This window comes from Pseudomonas sp. LBUM1666 (assembly GCF_059695775.1).
Genome location: NZ_CP166789.1, coordinates 688,875 through 707,852 on the forward strand (window position 1 = coordinate 688,875; position 18,978 = coordinate 707,852).

Consider the following 18,978-nt stretch of genomic DNA (forward strand, 5'->3'; position numbering starts at 1 on the left):
TTTCGGTGTTCTCCAGGCCCATCATTGCCGCGAAATCATCCGTGTTCGATTCACTTTTGCTCGTCACGCCCAGTAGCGGCAAGGCGTCCAAAAGCTCAGCCTGAGTGCGGATGTTGCTGACTTCACGCTCGACATCGGCAGCCAATTCGCTGCGCCCGCTGCTGACCAGTTTGTCCCGGGCCAGAGACAATTTGCCCAAGTGCTGGGAGGCGGCGAGCAACGGCGTCAGATACGCCGCGTTAGCGCTGGCGTATTGGCTGAGCTGATCGAGGCTGGCGCCGAGTTCGCGTTCGGCCTGAAGCAGCAGCGCTTGCGGATCGCCCGCGAGTTTGCCGGCGGCCAGCAGGTCGGTTTTGCTGAATTCTTCGAGGTTCGACAGGCTCGGACGCAAGGTGTCGGCCAAGGCCGGCGGCAACTCACCGAGCTCCTTTTGCACGCCGTCGATGGCCTGACTGGCACTGCTCAGGCGCAGGGCATCGCCGCTGGCGAGGTAGTCCTCGATGTTGCGCGCGACTTCATTTTGAAATTGCTGGGACAGGCCCAGGTAACGCTCCATCAATAGATACGGGCGCTCCAGGGCTTTTTGCGACCACCAAAGCGTGGCGCCAAGGGCCACGCACACGGCGACTAAAAGGAGGGTGTTGAGATTGGTCAGCAGCTTCAGGCGCATCGCGGGTCTACCAGCGGCAGAATGGTAAGCGCCTGAATTTATTGCGTTTGTGTTACAGGGTTATGACCGAATGGGTCGATTCCGATGAAAAGGTGGCACTTTGCTTTGGCGTCCGCGCAGCCTGCACGCGGTTGCGTCCGGCGTCCTTCGCGCGGTACAGCGCTTCGTCTGCCTGGCTGGCCATCATCAGGCTGTCGGAGTGTTCACACAGTTCCACCACGCCTGCGCTGAATGTGCAGGACAGGTCCTGCGGTTGAGCCGGGTAGTGAATCTCGGCAAAACGTCGACGGATTTCGTCGAGCACTTTGTGGGCCGATTCGAGATCGGTGTCCGGCATGACGATCGCGAACTCTTCACCGCCGTAACGGCCGATGAAGTCGGTCTTGCGCAAGCGTTGCTTGAGAAACAGCGCCAGGCTCTTGATCACCCGATCGCCCATGGGGTGGCCGTGGCTGTCGTTGACCCGTTTGAAGTGGTCGATGTCGAGCATCGCAAAGCTCAAACGCTTGTTCTCGCGACGGGCGCGGAACGAACAGTCTTCGAGCAATTGCAGAATGTGCGTGTGGTTGTACAGCCCGGTGAGGCTGTCGCGGACCATCCGCGCTTTCAGATTGCGTGCCCGCGCCGCGCGGTTGCGCACGGTGGTGATCAGGTGCCGGGGCTTGATCGGTTTGGTCAGGAAGTCGTCGCCGCCCTCGCTCATGGCATCGAGCTGCTTGTCCAGATCGTCTTCGGCCGACAGGTAAATGATCGGCACGCTGACATAACGGTCGTTGTGGCGGATCACTTTGGCCAGTTCAGTACCGGTGCAGGCCGGCATGTACATGTCGAGGATGATCAGGTCTGGCTGGAAGTCCGCCAGCTCGGCCATGGCCTGGATCGGCTCGATCAAGGTCCGCGTGACGATCCCGGCGCTATTGAGCAGACGCTCGGTGTGCAAGGCCTGGGCGCGGGAATCGTCGATGATCAGCACTTTATAAGGTTCGTACTGGGCGACGCAGGTCAGGACTTCGATTTTCTCCAGCAGGCTCGAGGCTTCGAGGGTGCCGGTCAGGAATTCCTGGCCACCGGCACGCACGGCGGCGAGGCGGGTCGGGGTATCGGTTTCGTGCAGGCTGAAGAACAACAGCGGTAATTGATGATCGAGGCCTTCCTGGGCTTCGGCAGCCAGTTTCAGACCGATGCCGGCGCCACTGAAGTCCACGTCCATGACGATTGCCGCGGGCAAGCGCTCGACCATCGAAGAGCGGAACGCTGCAACGCTGTCGAGGGCTTGAGCACTGAGCCCAAAAAATTCCAGCTGCTTGGCCAGGCGCTCGGCGCGGTCGTAATCCTGCAGCATCACGTAGATCGGCTTGCGCAGCGGCGGCAGGAAGGTCTGGTCCAACTGATCGCCATGGCGCAAGCCGGTGCGTGACAGGCGCTGCATCAACCGATTGAGGTCAGTGATCAGTCCGCTGCTCAGGCGTCCGCGATTGGCGTCGACCGCCTCCAGCGACTGACCGATATGGCGCGCGAGCTGGGAGTGTTCAGGTTGTTCGAAGCGTTCGGCGAAACGCAGCAGGCGCAGGTTGGCCTCGCTCAGTTCCGATAAGTCGGTGGTGGACCACTCGCTGCGTTGCAGGCGCTGCCATATCTCAAGAATTTGACGTGCCTGATGAATTACCCGCTGGGCAAAGTGGTGCTTGAGGCGCTCACGGCTGGGGTCTTCTGGCTCGGTCATATCCTGACTACTAGTTAGGGTGCATGCTGAGATCGACTGGTGGCTCTATGCTAGCACCTCTTTTCCATCACATGAGTGTCGTACGTCAATTAACTGCAAAGCGACCTTATTCAGTTACTGACCGACTGGTCGCATAGGATCGAAGCTGTGCTTCATTTATAGTGGCCGTCGATCGTGGTCATTGTGCGGGTAGTGTTTACGCAGGATTTAATGCGCGGCAAACGAGGCACGATGAGATAGGGTTGTGGTCGAACCGATGAACTCAAGTGATTGAAAGGATATCGCCATGCTGGACTGGAAGAATCGCGCGGGCAGCGCCCCTGAACGTGCCGCTGAACCGAAATCGGCCACCCGCAGTTACTTGGGTGGCCTGTTGTTCAGCCGGGCGCTGGCCACTCTGATTGGCCTGTACTTGCTGGTGGCTATTGCGCTGGGCTGGTACTGGAGCCAGGAACCTGCGCTGTTCCCGGTTCAGCAGAATGCCCAGATGGCCGCCGAGAAAGAAGGCAAGCAAATGGTCATCGGCTACACCACGGTCGAAACCCTCAAGACCGTCGCCGGTACTTTGCTGACCAAACCGGGTGGCTATATTTCCAACGACCGTTTCCCGCCGGGCCTGTGGATGGATAACACGCCGAGCTGGGAATATGGCGTGCTGGTCCAGGTCCGTGACTTGACGCGTGCCTTGCGTAAAGACTTCGCCCGCTCGCAATCGCAATCTGCCGAAGACTCCGATCTGGCCAAGGCCGAGCCGCGTTTCAACTTCGACAACAAAAGCTGGGTGCTGCCATCCAGTGAGTCCGAGTACCAGGAAGGCATGAATTCCCTGAGCCGTTATCAGGCGCGCCTGTCCGATCCGTCGCAGAAAAACGCGCTGTTCTACGCCCGTGCCGACAACCTGAACAACTGGCTGGGCGATGTCGGCACCCGTCTGGGTTCGCTGTCGCAACGGCTGTCGGCCAGCGTTGGCCGGGTCAAGCTCAACACCTCGCTGAAAACCGAAGTCGTCGCCCCGGGTCAGGTGCCGCAGGTTGACGAAGAAATCGTCGAAACCCCGTGGATGCAGATCGACAACGTGTTCTATGAAGCTCGCGGTCAGGCGTGGGCCTTGTCCCATCTGCTGCGCGCCATCGAAGTCGACTTCGCCGATGTGCTGGCCAAGAAGAACGCCACGGTCAGCGTGCGCCAGATCATTCGTGAACTGGAAGCTTCGCAGGAACCGGTCTGGAGTCCTATGATCCTTAATGGCAGCGGCTTCGGGGTGCTGGCCAACCACTCGCTGGTCATGGCCAACTACATCTCCCGGGCCAATGCCGCAGTGATCGATTTGCGTCAATTGCTCAATCAGGGCTGAGTCATGGTCGATAACGCCAGAGAGGTCGCGCACCGCGCGGCCTCGGATGCCGAACAGATCGCCTGGGTCGACGAGCAGGACAACCTGCTCGGCGCCCTGGTCCGCTCCGACCTGCGCGAGCGCGGGCTGATCGGGCGTGGCACTTACATCATGCTGTTCAATTCCGCCGGTGAACTCTGCGTGCATCGACGTACGCTGAGCAAAGCCATTTATCCAGGTTTCTGGGACGTGGCGGCGGGGGGCATGGTGCTGGCGACCGAAACCTACGCCGAATCGGCTGCCCGCGAGCTGGAAGAAGAGCTGGGCGTAAGCGGCGTGGAACTGGCCGCCCATGATCACTTTTTCTTCGAAGACACCGGCAATCGGCTCTGGTGTTCGGCGTTTTCGGCGGTGTGGGACGGTCCATTGATCCTGCAACCGGAAGAAGTCCTTGAAGCGCGCTTTATTCCCGTTGATCAAGTCCTGCTGGAAATCCAGCAAAAGCCTTATTGCCCGGACTCTCTGGCCGCATTGAAGCGCTATCTTCGGGCCCGTGGGTCGGACGTCGCAAAAGAGGCATAAATTGGCGCCGATTGGCTCTTAGCAAGTCGGCTTTTTGCCGTTACACTGCGCGACCTTTTCAAGCTGAACCGGCATTGCCTGGCTCAGTAGCGCTGCCCCTGCCTGAGTGGGGCTTCGCGGTCGATAGCCCCAAGTGCTACGACCAGTCTTTGTCCTCCCAAGAGGATTGCCGGTGGCCAAAAAAGCCGCATCCTTCGCCGCCCTTGGTGGCCTGGTATTTTCCACCGACGCAGGTCGTCATTGCCCGGATTGCAGTCAACCGGTGGATGCCTGCATCTGCAAACAGACCGTTATCCCGGCCGGCGACGGCATCGCTCGCGTGCGTCGCGAAAGCAAGGGGCGTGGCGGCAAGACGGTGACCACCATCACCGGCGTGCCGTTGGCCGAAGACGCACTCAAGGACCTGGCAACCACGTTGAAGAAACGTTGCGGGACCGGTGGTGCGTTGAAAGACGGAATCATTGAAATTCAGGGCGATCATGTCGAGCTACTCTTGGCCGAGCTGATCAAACACGGTTTCAAAGCGAAGAAGTCCGGCGGCTAGCAGCCTCTGTGAAAACCACCCTCGGCTTGATCCAGTCCTGATCCGACTCAGGTTTGGCGTCGTCTACATGGTTTTCACAGAGCCTGTTCTGACCGGTTTCTAAACTCACTGCGGTCAGCGAGGTCTATCCCCTCGTTGACGAACCGTCATTTTCATTCTTTAGACTGCGCCGGCCTGAACCCAGGCGACGCTCTATGACTTCTTTATAGGGGACTTCAATGTCCGTACGACGCACACGCAAAGACGATGGCAGCCAATGGACAGTTGCGGACAGCCGCAGTGTTTACGGGATTCGCCATTGGGGGGCCGGGTACTTCGCGATCAATGACGCCGGTCGCGTCGAAGTTCGTCCGAACGGTCCGACCAGTTCGCCTATCGACCTCTTCGAGCAAGTTGATCAGTTGCGTAAAAGCGGCCTGTCCTTGCCGTTGCTGGTGCGTTTCCCTGACATTCTGCAAGACCGCGTGCGTCAGCTGACCGGCGCGTTCGACGCCAACATCGAGCGTCTGGAATACCAGAGCAAGTACACTGCGCTGTACCCGATCAAGGTGAACCAGCAGGAAGCGGTGATCGAGAACATCATTGCGACCCAAGACGTGTCCATTGGTCTTGAAGCCGGCTCCAAGCCTGAGCTGCTGGCCGTGCTGGCCCTGGCGCCGAAGGGCGGCACCATCGTCTGCAACGGCTACAAGGATCGCGAATTCATTCGTCTGGCGCTGATGGGCCAAAAGCTCGGCCACAACGTGTTCATCGTGATCGAGAAAGAATCCGAAGTTGAGCTGGTGATCGAAGAAGCCGCCTCGCTCAAGGTCAAACCACAGGTTGGCCTGCGCGTGCGTCTGTCGTCCCTGGCGTCGAGCAAGTGGGCCGACACCGGTGGCGAGAAATCCAAGTTCGGTCTGTCGGCGGCGCAACTGCTGTCGGTGGTCGAGCGTTTCCGCGCGGCTGGCCTGGATCAGGGCATTCGCTTGTTGCACTTCCACATGGGCTCGCAGATCGCCAACCTGGCGGACTACCAGCACGGCTTCAAGGAAGCGATTCGTTATTATGGCGAACTGCGCAACCTCGGCCTGCCGGTAGATCACATCGACGTCGGCGGCGGTTTGGGCGTGGACTACGACGGTACGCACTCGCGTAACGCCAGCTCGATCAACTACGACATGGACGATTACGCCGGTGTTGTGGTCGGGATGCTCAAGGAATTCTGCGACGCGCAGAACCTGCCGCACCCGAACATCTTCTCCGAAAGCGGCCGTTCCCTGACCGCTCACCACGCCATGCTGGTGGTGCAAGTGACCGACGTCGAGAAGCACAACGACGACGTGCCGCAGATCGACAACAAGGAAGAACTGCCGGAAACCGTGCAGTGGCTGGTTGACCTGCTGGGCCCGACCGACATCGAGATGGTCACCGAAACCTACTGGCGCGCCACTCACTACATGAGCGACATCGCGACCCAGTACGCCGATGGCAAGCTGACCCTGGCCGAGAAAGCCCTGGCCGAGCAATGCTACTTCGCGGTGTGCCGTCGCCTGCACAACTCGTTGAAGGCTCGTCAGCGTTCGCACCGTCAGGTGCTCGACGAACTCAACGACAAGCTGGCCGACAAGTACATCTGCAACTTCTCGGTATTCCAGAGCCTGCCGGACACTTGGGCCATCGGCCAGGTCCTGCCGATCCTGCCGCTGCACCGTCTCGACGAAGAGCCGCTGCGCCGTGCGGTGCTGCAAGATCTGACTTGCGACTCCGACGGCAAGATCAAGCAATACGTCGACGAGCAGAGCATCGAAACCAGCCTGCCGGTTCACGGTTTGAATGACGGTGAAGACTACCTGCTGGGTATCTTCCTGGTCGGCGCGTACCAGGAAATTCTCGGCGACATGCACAACCTGTTCGGTGACACCGACTCGGTGAACATCTACCAGAATGCAGACGGCAGCGTGTACCACGCGGGTATCGAAACCCACGACACTATTGAAGACATGCTGCGTTACGTGCACTTGTCGCCGGAAGAGCTGATGACCCACTACCGCGACAAATGCGCCAGTGCGCGCATCACCGCGGCTGAGCGTACCCAGTTCCTCGACGCTCTGCGTCTGGGTCTGACCCGTTCCTCTTACCTGTCTTCTTGAGGTAAGGCTCCGCTCACATCAGGTTGTCTGAAAATGTTCCGCACGTAGCGGAAATTTCAGATGACTTGGTGGGATGCCTCTCTGATTTCAAGCGAAATGACTTACATTCTTGGCCATCCAAGCGATGTGGTCTTCTTTTCGCGTAGGTCATTTCCTAAGTTGTACTTCGGCACTCTACTCGGCCAACTCTCTCGGAGAGAATCCCCGGCCGCCCCTCCTGTAGAGAATCGCCGATGTTCGATCCAGTCAACGAGCCGTCATTTCGTCTGGATGTAGAGGGTTTGCCCGACCCCTTTGAGGTCTTGGCCTTTACCGGTAGAGAAGCTATCAGCGAGCCTTTTGTGTTCGATGTGGATCTGCTGATCGATGACCCGACACTCGACCTTGCAAGCCTGCTGTACCGTCCGGCCTTTTTGCATGTCGGGCCTGCGGGAAACGGCTTCCACGGACAATTGCATGAACTCGTCCAGCGTGACCATGACTTGGCTGTCAGGCTCTGTCGCGTGCGTCTGGGGCCGAAGCTGGCGTGCCTTTCCTTGCGCTTCAGTCAACGAATTTTCAGCGCGCGCTCGGTGCCGCAAATCCTCAGTCAGGTGCTCAAGGAGCACGGTATTGCCGGCAAGAGCCGACGCTTTGAGCTGAGTGGCGATTACCCGGCCCGTGAATTCTGTACGCAGTACCGGGAATCAGACCTGCAATTTATCCAGCGTCTGTGTGCCCAGGAACGGCTTCACTACCATTTCGAACACGGCGAGCGCGGGCATTGCGTGGTTTTCGGTGATGGTCAGGGGCACTTTCATTTCGGTGAGCGCGCGGTCTTCCAGGTCGAGAGCGAGCAATCGGCCGTGCGTCAGTTCAAGCTTCTGGGTTGCGCTGATACAGCCCGAGAGGGGCAACGAACCGCGCCGATTGCCGAAGGCCGCACGGACCTGACGGCGCTGCGCAGCGGTCAGTTGATGCCGCTGTCCGGTCATCCGATTGCCGACTGGAATCATCTCTGGCTGCTGACCCATGTGGAGCATCAGGGCAGCCAGGATTCAACGGCGTCCTACAGCAACCAGATCCGCGCGATTCACTGGCAGGTGCCTTTTGTAGCGCCTCATTGCGCAGTGAAACCCAGGATGCACAGCCTGCAACGGGCCTGGGTGGTCAACATTGATGAGTCATGCCCCGATCCGTCCAGACCGGTTGCCGTGCAATTTGACTGGCTCTATCAGGGCGAGGGCGCGGTGCCCAGCCACTGTTGGCTACCGTTGGCCGCTGAACTGGGCGACGCTGCAGTCACGCAGTTGAGTGAGGGGGCCGAGGTGGTGGTGAGTTTTATCGAGGGGGATCCGGATCAGCCGCTGATTACCGGGTTTCTTCACGTCCCTTCGTCCGTTGAAGAGGCTGAGGAGGTCGGCCCGCCGCGCACATCCACGACAGATGATGTCGAGGGCTTGCTGGCGCTTCTGCAATCGAGCGAACCATTGATGTTGCTATGTCTGCTGCCCGGTGGCGGCAGTTTCAACCATTGCACGCAGGCCCTCTGCACCTGCCGGGCGGCGAAGCGGTTTGGCCAGAGCGGTGCGGCATGATCGTCGCGACCCCGCAATGGCTATTGCTGGATGTGCCGGGTGCGCCGCAGGCGGGGGCGATGCTGCAACAGCAATTTGCGCATGCCCGGTGGTTCTGGTTGTTCGAAGGCACTGAGTGGCATGCGTTGCGTGAACACGGCCCGGCCCTGATCGACCTTCGGACTTGCCCTGTGCTGGCCGGGTTGTGCCACAGCGAAGTGCCCCTCTTGCGTGGCTTGCTGATGGCCAGCGAGGCGTCGTCGTCCCAGTTGCTGGAGCATTTGCGCCGCATGCTCACGGTCACTGTAGGTCTGCATCACAGAGCCTTGTTGAGTTACTACAACCCACACACGGCCAGTTACTTGTTCGATGCCTGCGATGCGCAGGAGCTGAGTCGCTGGCTGGGTCCTATCAGCCATTTGCGCTGGTTCGGCGGGACGTGGGCCGACCGCGCGATTGGCAGTCAGGGCTGGCAGCAGTTGGTCAATCCGGGGCTTGCCGTCAGCCCTTTGGCGGTTGAAGAAAACCTCAGCCCTCGTCAGCAGGAAAATCTGCAAACGTGCCTGCTGGAGCAGCATGCCTGGCACTGGAGCCGGTCCACCGGGACTGACTACAACACGCTGTGGTCCCACGTGCAGGAAGGGCTGGCGCTGGATTTTACCGAGCGCCCGGTACTCGATGACTGGTTATGGCTACGCTTGCAGTACCCCGGCGCTTTGCCTGGGAACGCATTGCCGGGACTCACCCAGCAGGAGCGTCTCGATAGCCTGCGCAATCGGTGGCAGAGCGATCAACCCTGAACACACCGGTGGTCTGGTACGTAAACTGCGCGAGGCGGTCGTGCCGGCGCTGGATGTGGTCACGGCCTTCGTCAAAATCACGCCGACTCAGTGAGCTTTGCCTGCGAACCAGCCGTCGTTTTTGTGCAGGTACCAGGCGAACGCGCCGAGGGTCAGGCTGCGCAGAAACATGAACAGCAGAAAGGTTATCCACAGTCCATGGTTGCCCAAACCTTGCAGCGCCCAAGCGAACGGCAGCAACAAAACTACCGTCAGCAGCATGCCGTTGCGCATTTCCCGGGCGCGGGTGGCGCCGATAAACAGCCCGTCGAGCAGATAACTCCCGACCGCGATCAGCGGCAGCGCGGCGAGGTAGGGCAGGTAAATGAACGCCGTGTCGCGCACGCTCTGAATGTTGGTCTGCATTTCGATAAACAAATGCCCGGCGAACAGGAACAGCACGGCAAAGCCCAGACTCGCCAGCAACGACCAGCCGCAGGCCACCACCAATGAGCGGCGCAGGGCCTCTCGATCACGAGCACCAATGGCATGCCCACAAAGGGCTTCCACGGCGTGGGCCAGGCCGTCCAGCGCATGGGCGGTCAGCAGCAAACCATTGAGCAACAGCGCGTTGGCGGCGACGGTGGCATCACCCAGTCGCGCGCCTTGCACGGTGATCAGGAAAAACACCGATTGCAGCGCCAGGCTGCGGATGAAAATGTCGCGGTTGACCGCCAATAGCGGCCGCCAGCTCTGCCACAGCGCCAGCGCAGCCCAGGCGATGTTGCCGGGATAGGCGCGCAGGGCGTTGCGGGTCATCAGCAGACCGATCAGCGCGCCGGTCCATTCGGCGATCACCGACGCTCGGGCCGCACCAACCACGCCCCAATCCAGCCCGAGAACGAACCACAGGTTCAGCGCGATATTCACCAGGTTGGTGCTCAGCAGAATGGCCAGCGGCGCCCGGGCGTTCTGAGTGCCGAGGAACCAGCCGACCAGCGCATAACTGGCCAGTGCTGCCGGCAGACCGAACAGGCGGGTGTGGAAAAAATCGCGGGTCAGCTGATCCAGCTCCGCCGACGGCTGCATGAAATGCAGCGCAACCCCGCTCAACGGCACACCCAGTAATCCCAGGACAATGGCCAGGCCCATGGCCAGCAACAGACCCTGCAGCAAGATCTGCCGCAATGCCGCGCCGTCCCCACGCCCGGCGGCCTGTGCGGCGAACCCGGTGGTGCCCATGCGCAGAAAACCCATGGCCCAGGCGAGAAAGGTATACAGGCTGGCCCCGACCGCGACGGCGCCCAACTGATGGGCGTGGGGCAAGTGGCCGATGACGGTACTGTCGACCAGTGCCACCAGCGGTACGGAAATGTTCGAGAGAATCATCGGCGCGGCGAGCGCCCAGACTCGACGATGGGTAGGGCGGTCGCGCCAGTCGGCGATCAGGTTGGACATGCAGGCTCCTTGGGGGAGCGGGCATTGTAGCGACACATCGGAATCCGCAGCGATTCATTGTGGGAGCGAGCTTGCTCGCGATGAGGTCGGCACATTCAATATCTATGTTGACTGTCACGCCGCCATCGTCGGAACGCCGCCCGGAGCAAGCTCGCTCCCACAGGGGTTATGGGGCTGCCTTAATGAATTATCCAGCTCAGCAACCAAAGCCCCAACAGCAACCAGATAATCCCCATGATGATCGACGCATTCATGAACGCCCGAATCGCCGACCACAACAGCATCAACCCCAAAATCAGCGCAATGATGCTGATGATCGACGCGTCCATGCCCAGCGCACGGGACAGTCCTTCGACAAAGTTGCTGCCTGCGTGGCTCAGCAGATTGAACAAGCCGCTGAGGCCGTCAACGATGAAGCGGATTACCGAACCGAGTGCCTGGCCGAGCCATTCGAAAAAACTTTCTACCTGCATGTCGTGAGCGTCCTTGATGAAAGTGGTGGCGTGGTTGCCGGACTTGAGCCTTGGGCTATCGAGCAGGGTGCCGAGTTCCCTCCAAGCATAGTGGTTTTGCAGCGCTTGCCGCTTGCCTTCATTCCTTATCCCCCCGAAGCTATACGCCTTCAGGAGAGCCCGATGAACCTTGTTGAACTGACCGAACGCCTGCACGCCATCCGTGATCGCAATGACTGGCGGCAATTTCACAGCCCGAAAAACCTGGCCATGGCCGCGAGCGTGGAAATGTCCGAGCTGGTGGAGATTTTCCAGTGGCTGACCGAAGACCAGTCGCGCCAGTTGCCGGCGGACACACTCGCCCATGCCGGGCAGGAAATCGGTGACATCGTGCTCTATCTACTGCTGCTGTGCAGCGAGTTGGGGTTGGACATGAATGAAGTGGTGCGCAGCAAACTCGCGGACAGCGAACGGAGGTTCAGCTGATGAGCGACCGTCATTTCGATCAATTGGCGACCCGCTTCGCCGAAAAAATCTACGGCGGTGCCAAAGGCGCGATCCGTCTGGCGGTGCTTCAGGCCGACCTGGCCGAAACCCTGCCGGACCGGCCTTTACGCGTACTGGATATCGGTGCTGGTCTGGGCCACATGTCGTTGTGGCTAGCCCAGCGCGGTCATGAGGTCACGCTGGCCGAGCCCGCCGAGCCGATGCTCGAAGGCGCCCGTCAGCGCTTCGCCGACGCCGGGCAAACGGCGACGTTCATTCAGGCGCCGTGGCAGGATTTGCTCGGCCAGCTCACCGAACCTTACGACCTGGTGCTGTGCCACGCCGTGCTGGAATGGCTGGCCGAACCTCACGCGATCCTGCCGGTCTTGCATCAATTGACCAAGCAGGATGGCTGGTTGTCCCTGGCCTTCTACAACCGCGATGCGTTGATCTATCGCAACCTGCTCAAAGGCCATTTCCGCAAGATGCGCAAGAACGACATGGCCGGCGAAAAGCAAAGCCTCACTCCGCAGCAGCCGCTTGATCCGCGCGAACTGGCGGCGCAACTTGAAGGCCTGTGGCAGGTCGAAACCCAGAGCGGGGTGCGGGTTTTTCACGATTACATGCCGGTGGAATTTCAGGCCCGCGTCGAACTGGCGGACTTGTTGGAAATGGAACTGGCCCACCGCCGTCACCCAAGCTTTGCCGGGCTTGGGCGCTACTTGCACTGGATCTGTCGGCCGGTCTGATCGGAGCGCGAAATGAACAGTCGTTCGGGGTTATTGGTGATCTGTCTCGGGTTGGCGGCCTGTCAGGGCAGCAACCCTTATGTGGCGTCATCCAACCCCTTGCCACCCGCGCCGCCTCAGGCGGCCAACACCTTTGACCGCAGCGCCTACCCGGCACCGCCGCGCGACTACGGGCGTTACCGCAGCTGGGCCTGGCTCAACGGGCAGCTGCCGCCGGGCACCGCCTGGGCGGATTCGGCGCAGGTCGCCGAAGCTGTCAGCAATGCGCTCGATCAACGTGGCTTGCGCCCGCTGCACGATAACCGCCCGGCCGACCTGTTTGTCAGCGCCGACCTGCACCTGGAAACCCGCTTGCGTCAGGTTCGGGACGACTATGGTTACTACGGCGGCGGTTATGGCGGTTACAACCGCTACGGCAGCGGTTACGGCATGTACAACACCGTGCCGATCGTTCGGACTTATCAGGAACAAGTCGTGGTGGTGCGCGTTGATTTGTTTGACGCTCAGAGCGGTCAACCGGTGTGGAGTGCCAGCGCCGAAACCAGCAACCGGGGCAGCCAGAGCGAACGTGCCGATGCGATACGCGAGGCTGTAGAAAAGGCCATGTCGGCGTATCCTCCTAGTTAGCTTCTGTCGTTAAGAACCATTGCGCAGGTTCATGTCTTCAACCGGAGAAATATCATGTTCCGCCGTCTCGCTTTACTGGCTGTGGCCGTGTTGCTCAGTGCCTGCGCCGGCAGCCAGGTCAATCATGACTTCGATGCCAGCCGCGACTTCGCCGCCTATCGCAGCTGGAGCTGGAAAGAACCCGCCCTGCAATATCGCCCCGATGACCCACGGATCAAGAGCGACCTGACTGAACAACGCATCCGCCAATCGGTGACCGAACAGCTGGATCAGCGTGGCCTGCGTCCGGCTGCGGGTGGCCAAAAGGGCGATTTGAGCGTGCAGACTTATCTGATCGTCGAACAGCGCCAGCAACAAGTGACCACCAACTACGGCGGCGGCGCCGCTTGGGGTAATCCATGGAATGGCTACTGGGGCGGGCCGATGTACAACGAAACCCGTAACGTCAGCTACAAAGTGGCGATCATCCAGATCGACCTGCTCGACGGCAAGGACGGCAAACTGGTGTGGCGCGGCAGCGACGAGCAAATACTTAGCCGTACAACGAATCCGTCGGATCGCAGCACTGCAATACGCGAAACGGTCGGGCGAATTCTCGCCAACTACCCACCCAAATAAACACCACAAAACCACTGGCATGTTGCCAGCAGTCTCGCCAAGTCTTGACTACACTGCTGTTCACCCATGGAGGTAGCCCTCGGCTGTGCACCGGCAAAGGAGTGCGCGATGTCTCCCCGTTTGCAGTTTCGCAGCCCGTCCCGGCAACGGGGGGCGATCGGTTTGATGGCGGCGCTGACATTGGGCATGGCCCTGGTGTTCTTGCTGCTCGTGGTCGACAGCGGTCGTTTGTACTTGAAAAAACGTGACCTGCAGCGCGTAGCGGACATGGCCGCACTTGAAGCTTCCACCCGAAGTGGTGATTGCGCCGCTGGCAACACCGCCACCGTCTATGCCACCGCCAGCGCAAACCGTAACGGCTTCACCCTTCCTGACCCCAATCACAATCTGCTGGTCGCTTGCGGCGCCTTGACCCTGGATGCCAATAACCTTCGGGTATTTGGCGCCGACCCGAGCAAGAGCGAAGCCATTCGGGTGATCGCCAGCCATTCGGTCCCGCAGAGTTTCGCCGGCGGTGTCGGCGCCCTGTTCGGCGGCGCTCCACGCGCAGCGACCATCAACCTGACGGCCAGCGCTGTCGCCGCATTACCGCCACCGCAGGCTTCGTTGACCCTGCGCAGCACGACGTTGAGCGTCGACACCAGCAAATCGGCCACGCTCAACGCGCTGTTCGGTGGTTTGCTCGGGGGCAACCTGAACATCAACGCGGCGGGCTGGAATGGACTGGTGAACACAAACATCAGCCTGCTCGGTTACCTTGACCGATTGAAGGTCGACCTTAACCTCAACGCTGCCGGGTATGACCAGGTATTGGGCAATACGATTGCCGTCAGCCAGCTGATCCAGACTGCCGTCAATGTACTGGACCCCGGCGGCACTCTCGGCGCGACCGCAACCATTGTGAGTCTTCAAGCGCTGAAGGTCGCGGCAGGCGCAACCACCGTCGTACTCGGCAACGTGCTGCACGTCGAGGCTGGCAGCACCGTGACGGCGCTGGGGACCAACCTGAAAGTGTTCGACCTGATCGAAGCCGTCGTGCAACTGGCCAACAAGAAAAACGGCCTGGTGGCAACCTTGCCGATCAACCTCGCGGGGCTGGCGCAAATCACTGCTCGGGTGCAGATACTGGAGCCGCCACAGCTCTCGGCCATCGGCAATCCGAAAAGCGCCGCGCTCGCCCCGTTGGGGCCCAACCGGATCTATGTGCGAACTGCCCAGATCAGGACATTGCTGTCGATCGACTTGCCGGTGCTCAATTCCATCGTGGCGCTGATCAATGCGGTGGCTGATCTGGCAGGCCCGCTGACCAACACACTCAACGCCTTGCTAAATCTCAACCTGGTGGGAGTGCTCAATTCACTGACCTGTGCCTTGCTCGTGCCCTGTCAGACTCCCGACATCATCGTGCTGCCGCCACCGATACGTATCGACGTGGCGCTGGACGTTGCCAGCGCCAACAGCTATGTCACTGCCTACAGTTGCGTCAGTACCACCAACAAAACCCTGACCACCAACACCAGCACTTCGCTGGTAAATCTGAAGATTGGCAAGATCGATCCAGCCACCGCTTTCGGCAGCAACACCACGCCGCCGGCGGTAGTGGTGCAGCCGTTGAAGGTGATCGATATCGGGGTGAAAACCTGTATGAGGATTCTGTTCCTGCCCATCTCCTGCGACCCACGTATTCCGGGCGTCGGCGGCGGCATCGATATCATGGCCGACACCACCGTGGCACAGAGCGCCAACATGCCGCACGTCTATTCCGCACCGCCGGCCACCAGCCTGCCGGAGATCAATCAGCCACCGTTCTATTATTCCTATTCCACCAGCAATATCGTCAGCAGCCTTACCGACACGGCGACCAATATCAAGGTCGACATGTACGGCCCGACGGGTAGTCTGGTCGGTGGTCTGGGGGCGATCCTCAGCACTGTCACCACATTGCTGGTCAACGCGATCAACAGCGTGCTCAGCCCGTTACTCGACACCTTGATCAACACGCTGCTGCTCAGCCTGGGGATCGATCTGAACAAGGTCGATGTCGGCGCCAACCTCAGTTGTCACTCAGGACGAGCGACGCTGGTGATCTGATCGTCGGCGGCAATCGGCAGCTCGATACAAAACCGTGCGCCCTCGACCGAGTTTCTAACGCTCAGTTTTCCGCCCATGTTCTCGACGATGCCGTAACTCACTGACAACCCGAGCCCGGTGCCGACACCCACAGGTTTGGTGGTGAAGAACGGCTCGAAAATCCGCTCCAGTAACCGCGGATCGATACCGCCGCCGTTGTCCTCGACCCACAGCCGCACCGAATACGCATCACGTTCGGCGTACACCGAGATCCACGGTTTGAACTCACGGTCGGCCTCGCGTTTGCCGAGCAATGCATCCCGAGCATTGACCATCAGATTGATCAACACCTGTTCGAGCTGATCGACGTGACCGCGCACTTGCACTTCAAACCCGGTCTCGTTGACCCGCAGATCGACCCCTTTGCCGCGCATCCCTTCGGCCAGCAGCGACAGCGTGCCTTCGATGGCTTGCGCCGGATTAAACGGATGCTGCTCGATCTCCGAGCGGCGGCCAAACACCCGCATGTGATCCACCACCCGCGCGGCGCGCTGGACCTGTGCATCGATGCGGTTGAGCTTGTCGGTCAGGTAGTCGATCTGCGCATCGCCGTTGCTCAGACGCTTGAGCACGTTGACGATGGCCATGCGCATCACATTCAACGGCTGATTGATTTCATGGGCCAGCCCTGTGGCCATTTCACCGAGGGTGGCCATTTTTGCACTTTGGGTGAGCTGTTGTTGGGCGCGACGGACCTCGGTGTTGTCGCGCCCCACGGCCTGAATCTCCAGCAAATGGCCGTGCTCATCGAACACCCCACGATCCGACCACACCCACCAGGCATGTTCCCGTCCCGGCAGTTGCAGGTTGATTTCCGCGGTGCTGACCGGGAATTCCGGGCTGAGTCGGCTGAGCCGCTGGAGAAACGCTTCGCGCTGTTCCTGCGACATCCAGCTGCCCAGGTTCACCCCGGGCAGTTGTTCGGGCTGGCACTCCAGGTAAGTCGCCAGCGGGCGGTTGCCGAAGGTCAGGGTCAGGTCCGGGCGGTAGCGACAGATCATCGCCGGAGAGTCTTCCACCAGGATCCGGTAGCGTTCTTCACTCTGTTTCACTTGTTCGGCGGCCAGGGTCGCTTCGGTGACGTCCAGCCACAGGCCGACGGCTTCCACCGGCAAACCAAGGTCGTCGCGCAGTAGCTTGGCTTCATCGAGTAGCCAGTGGTATTCGCCGCGACTGTCGCGCAGCCGATAACGGGCGCGCACCGAACCTTCACGCAGCAAATGTCGGGTACGTTCGAAGTACCGATCGCGGTCCTCTGGGTGCACCCTTTCAACCAAGGCTCCCGTCGCGCAATCAGCCAGTGTCCAGCCGAGCAGCGGCAGTAGGCTGTCACTGAAAAACGTCGGTTGCAGCGCACCTTCGACATAGCGTTGCACGTAGATCACCGCCGGTGAGCTGGCGATCAGATTGTCCAGTCGGGCATGGGCCGCCGCGGCGTTTTGCTCCTGGTTTTTGATGTCGCTGATGTCGAGCATGAATCCCACCAATCGCCGGTTTTTACCGGTGCCCAGAACCTGGCCTTGCAGGCGATACCAGTTCGGCGTTTGTGCCAAACGCACGCACAGCAGCAGCGGGGTGCCGTCGTCTTGCAAGGCTTGCAGACGACTGCTCAGCTCTTCCCGGTCGGCGGGGTGCACCCGATCAAGCCAGTCGTGCAGCGGCAATCGATCGATCGCAAGGTTCAGGTTACTGGCCAGCGACGGCGCCAATTGCACCTCGCGACTGTCGCTGAACACCTCCCACCATCCGGTGCCGAGCAAGGCTTGCAGCGACTCCAGCCGTTCCAGTTGCAGCTGGTGCCGGTGCTCGCGCAAGCGCTCAAGCAACGGGCCTGCCAGCGCGGCGGTCAGTTGTAACCAGTCGCGATCATTCAGATCGGGTGCATGTTGCTGCACCGGATAAAGGCCACACAGCAACCAGGCGACCACACCCTGAGCATCGTGATAGGGCACCGCGAACCCTTCGGCATTACCGAAGATGCCTTGCAAGCGGGGATGTTCAGCGGGCGTCAGGCATTGCGGCGCTGAGCCGTTCAGGCTGTCGAGCCCCGTGCCCAGGCGCTGAGCGTTTTGCCACAGGAGGGGCGCATCGAAGGCCGTGTAATGCTGGTGAATCTGCCAGCCTTCTTCCTGTTCATCGAGCAACGCCACCGCAATGCATGGCATGTGGAAACGCTGGGCCAGGCCTTGCAGCTGTTCCACCAACACCTCGGGCAGGCGCATCAGGTTGCACCGGCGCAACTGTTCGCCGATCTGCGCTGCGAGTAATTGGCATTGCTCGCGGCTGCGTGATTGCCGACGTTCGAGCAACAAGTCGCCGATGTCCAGAAACTGCAACAGCCAGGCATCGGCCAACGGCTGGACCCAGCCACGCAGGTGCAGGGGTTGTCCGTTGAGGCTGTAAAAGTCCAGGTCCAGAGACTGTCCCTGCCAGTCGACGGGCGAGCCTTCAACGGCGAGGCAGCTGTGGGGCATGAGGAAATCGAGCAGGTGCGGTGCTTGCGCCGCGGGCGTCTGCTGGGCCAGCACATGCCGCAGCGGGCCGGTCAGGTGAATCACTCGACCTTCGGCATCCAGGTGCATCTGCAAACCGACACTTTGCACGCTCAGGGTGTCTGGCGTGTCCACTGGCTGAGGCGGATGGCGGTTGAGCAGGCGCCCGAAGAGTTTGTCTGCGGAACTCAAAATTGCAGGCTCGAACTGGCGGTGAGGTTTGCCGGCAGATTGGGCACTTGGCCAATTCCCGGCAAGGTCAGAAACGGGATGACCTGCTGCAGTTTGCTGGTGGGGTAGTTGATGCTGACCTTCAACACCCCGCCCACGTAGGTGGTGCTGGTGTCGGTGGCGACATTGAAATTCAGTGCGGCAGGAATCCAGGCCAGCTGTCGGCTCAGTTCTGTCGTGGCGACGGTTTTTACCGCGGTGTCGTATCCGGGGGTGCTCGGATCCAGCGCCACGCTTCGGCGCACCGCTTCGGCGGTCGACTGGGTGAACGATTGCATCAGCAACAGCGGCAAGCTGTAAGTGACAATTCCATAAAACACGGCGAAAAAGATGAGAAACACCAAAGCGAATTCAATCGCTACAGCGCCTTTTTGCTTACGGGGGAGGCCTATTTTCATGACTGCGTCTACCCTGAT

Annotated in this window: 16 protein-coding genes; 11 read left to right on the plus strand and 5 right to left on the minus strand. The window is 60.4% G+C overall.

The features are described 5' to 3' along the window. Window positions 1-722: 722 nt before the first annotated feature. Window positions 723-2,393 carry a diguanylate cyclase GcbA gene (gcbA, locus tag ACA056_RS02975; protein WP_497270384.1) on the minus strand — a complete coding sequence of 557 codons (1,671 nt, stop codon included), beginning with the start codon at window positions 2,391-2,393 and terminating at the stop codon, window positions 723-725. 286 nt (window positions 2,394-2,679) lie between these two features. Between gcbA and ACA056_RS02980 the strand changes: the two genes are divergently transcribed. The 6 genes from ACA056_RS02980 (at window position 2,680) to ACA056_RS03005 (ending at window position 9,340) form a co-directional block, all read left to right on the plus strand. Further along, on the plus strand, window positions 2,680-3,747 hold the full coding sequence (locus tag ACA056_RS02980) for a DUF2333 family protein (protein ID WP_497270386.1): 1,068 nt from the start codon (window positions 2,680-2,682) through the stop codon (window positions 3,745-3,747). Window positions 3,748-3,750: 3 nt separating this feature from the next. Further along, entirely contained in the window at window positions 3,751-4,308 is a 558-nt protein-coding gene (locus ACA056_RS02985; protein ID WP_497270388.1) for an NUDIX hydrolase, read from the plus strand. A gap of 172 nt (window positions 4,309-4,480) precedes the next feature. Next, on the plus strand, window positions 4,481-4,852 hold the full coding sequence (locus ACA056_RS02990) for a translation initiation factor Sui1 (protein WP_007907444.1): 372 nt from the start codon (window positions 4,481-4,483) through the stop codon (window positions 4,850-4,852). 218 nt (window positions 4,853-5,070) lie between these two features. Beyond that, window positions 5,071-6,984: an arginine decarboxylase gene (speA, locus tag ACA056_RS02995; RefSeq protein WP_283182796.1), complete on the plus strand. Its 1,914-nt coding sequence runs from the start codon at window positions 5,071-5,073 to the stop codon at window positions 6,982-6,984. Window positions 6,985-7,217: 233 nt separating this feature from the next. Further along, entirely contained in the window at window positions 7,218-8,561 is a 1,344-nt protein-coding gene (locus tag ACA056_RS03000; RefSeq protein WP_497270391.1) for a contractile injection system protein, VgrG/Pvc8 family, read from the plus strand. Beyond that, window positions 8,558-9,340, plus strand: a complete 783-nt coding sequence (locus tag ACA056_RS03005; protein WP_497270393.1) for a DUF4123 domain-containing protein — start codon at window positions 8,558-8,560, stop codon at window positions 9,338-9,340. The genes ACA056_RS03000 and ACA056_RS03005 overlap by 4 nt, the downstream gene beginning before the upstream one ends. An 87-nt stretch (window positions 9,341-9,427) precedes the next feature. Here ACA056_RS03005 and ACA056_RS03010 read toward each other — a convergent pair whose 3' ends face one another. Continuing rightward, complete coding sequence (locus ACA056_RS03010; protein WP_497270395.1) at window positions 9,428-10,777, minus strand: MATE family efflux transporter; 1,350 nt, start codon at window positions 10,775-10,777, stop codon at window positions 9,428-9,430. 179 nt (window positions 10,778-10,956) lie between these two features. Then, window positions 10,957-11,250, minus strand: a complete 294-nt coding sequence (locus ACA056_RS03015; RefSeq protein ID WP_033059560.1) for a hypothetical protein — start codon at window positions 11,248-11,250, stop codon at window positions 10,957-10,959. Window positions 11,251-11,412: 162 nt separating this feature from the next. Between ACA056_RS03015 and ACA056_RS03020 the strand changes: the two genes are divergently transcribed. From ACA056_RS03020 to ACA056_RS03040, 5 genes are all read left to right on the plus strand, one after another. Then, window positions 11,413-11,715, plus strand: a complete 303-nt coding sequence (locus ACA056_RS03020; protein ID WP_129438809.1) for a MazG-like family protein — start codon at window positions 11,413-11,415, stop codon at window positions 11,713-11,715. After that, the gene (locus ACA056_RS03025; RefSeq protein ID WP_497270398.1) at window positions 11,715-12,464 is read left to right on the plus strand and encodes a methyltransferase; all 750 of its coding nucleotides are present in this window, start codon (window positions 11,715-11,717) and stop codon (window positions 12,462-12,464) included. Before ACA056_RS03020 ends, ACA056_RS03025 begins: the two co-directional genes overlap by 1 nt. A gap of 12 nt (window positions 12,465-12,476) precedes the next feature. Beyond that, complete coding sequence (locus ACA056_RS03030; RefSeq protein WP_497270400.1) at window positions 12,477-13,091, plus strand: DUF4136 domain-containing protein; 615 nt, start codon at window positions 12,477-12,479, stop codon at window positions 13,089-13,091. 54 nt (window positions 13,092-13,145) lie between these two features. Further along, the gene (locus ACA056_RS03035) at window positions 13,146-13,709 is read left to right on the plus strand and encodes a DUF4136 domain-containing protein (RefSeq protein WP_497270402.1); all 564 of its coding nucleotides are present in this window, start codon (window positions 13,146-13,148) and stop codon (window positions 13,707-13,709) included. A gap of 108 nt (window positions 13,710-13,817) precedes the next feature. After that, window positions 13,818-15,800 carry a pilus assembly protein TadG-related protein gene (locus ACA056_RS03040; RefSeq protein ID WP_497270404.1) on the plus strand — a complete coding sequence of 661 codons (1,983 nt, stop codon included), beginning with the start codon at window positions 13,818-13,820 and terminating at the stop codon, window positions 15,798-15,800. On the opposite strand, the gene ACA056_RS03045 is transcribed toward ACA056_RS03040, so the two are convergent. Both ACA056_RS03045 and ACA056_RS03050 read right to left on the minus strand, forming a co-directional pair. Continuing rightward, window positions 15,770-18,523 carry a PAS domain-containing sensor histidine kinase gene (locus ACA056_RS03045; RefSeq protein ID WP_497270406.1) on the minus strand — a complete coding sequence of 918 codons (2,754 nt, stop codon included), beginning with the start codon at window positions 18,521-18,523 and terminating at the stop codon, window positions 15,770-15,772. The two genes, ACA056_RS03040 and ACA056_RS03045, sit on opposite strands and share 31 nt — an antisense overlap. Next, window positions 18,520-18,960: a TadE/TadG family type IV pilus assembly protein gene (locus ACA056_RS03050; protein WP_497270408.1), complete on the minus strand. Its 441-nt coding sequence runs from the start codon at window positions 18,958-18,960 to the stop codon at window positions 18,520-18,522. Before ACA056_RS03050 ends, ACA056_RS03045 begins: the two co-directional genes overlap by 4 nt. Window positions 18,961-18,978 lie beyond the last annotated feature (18 nt).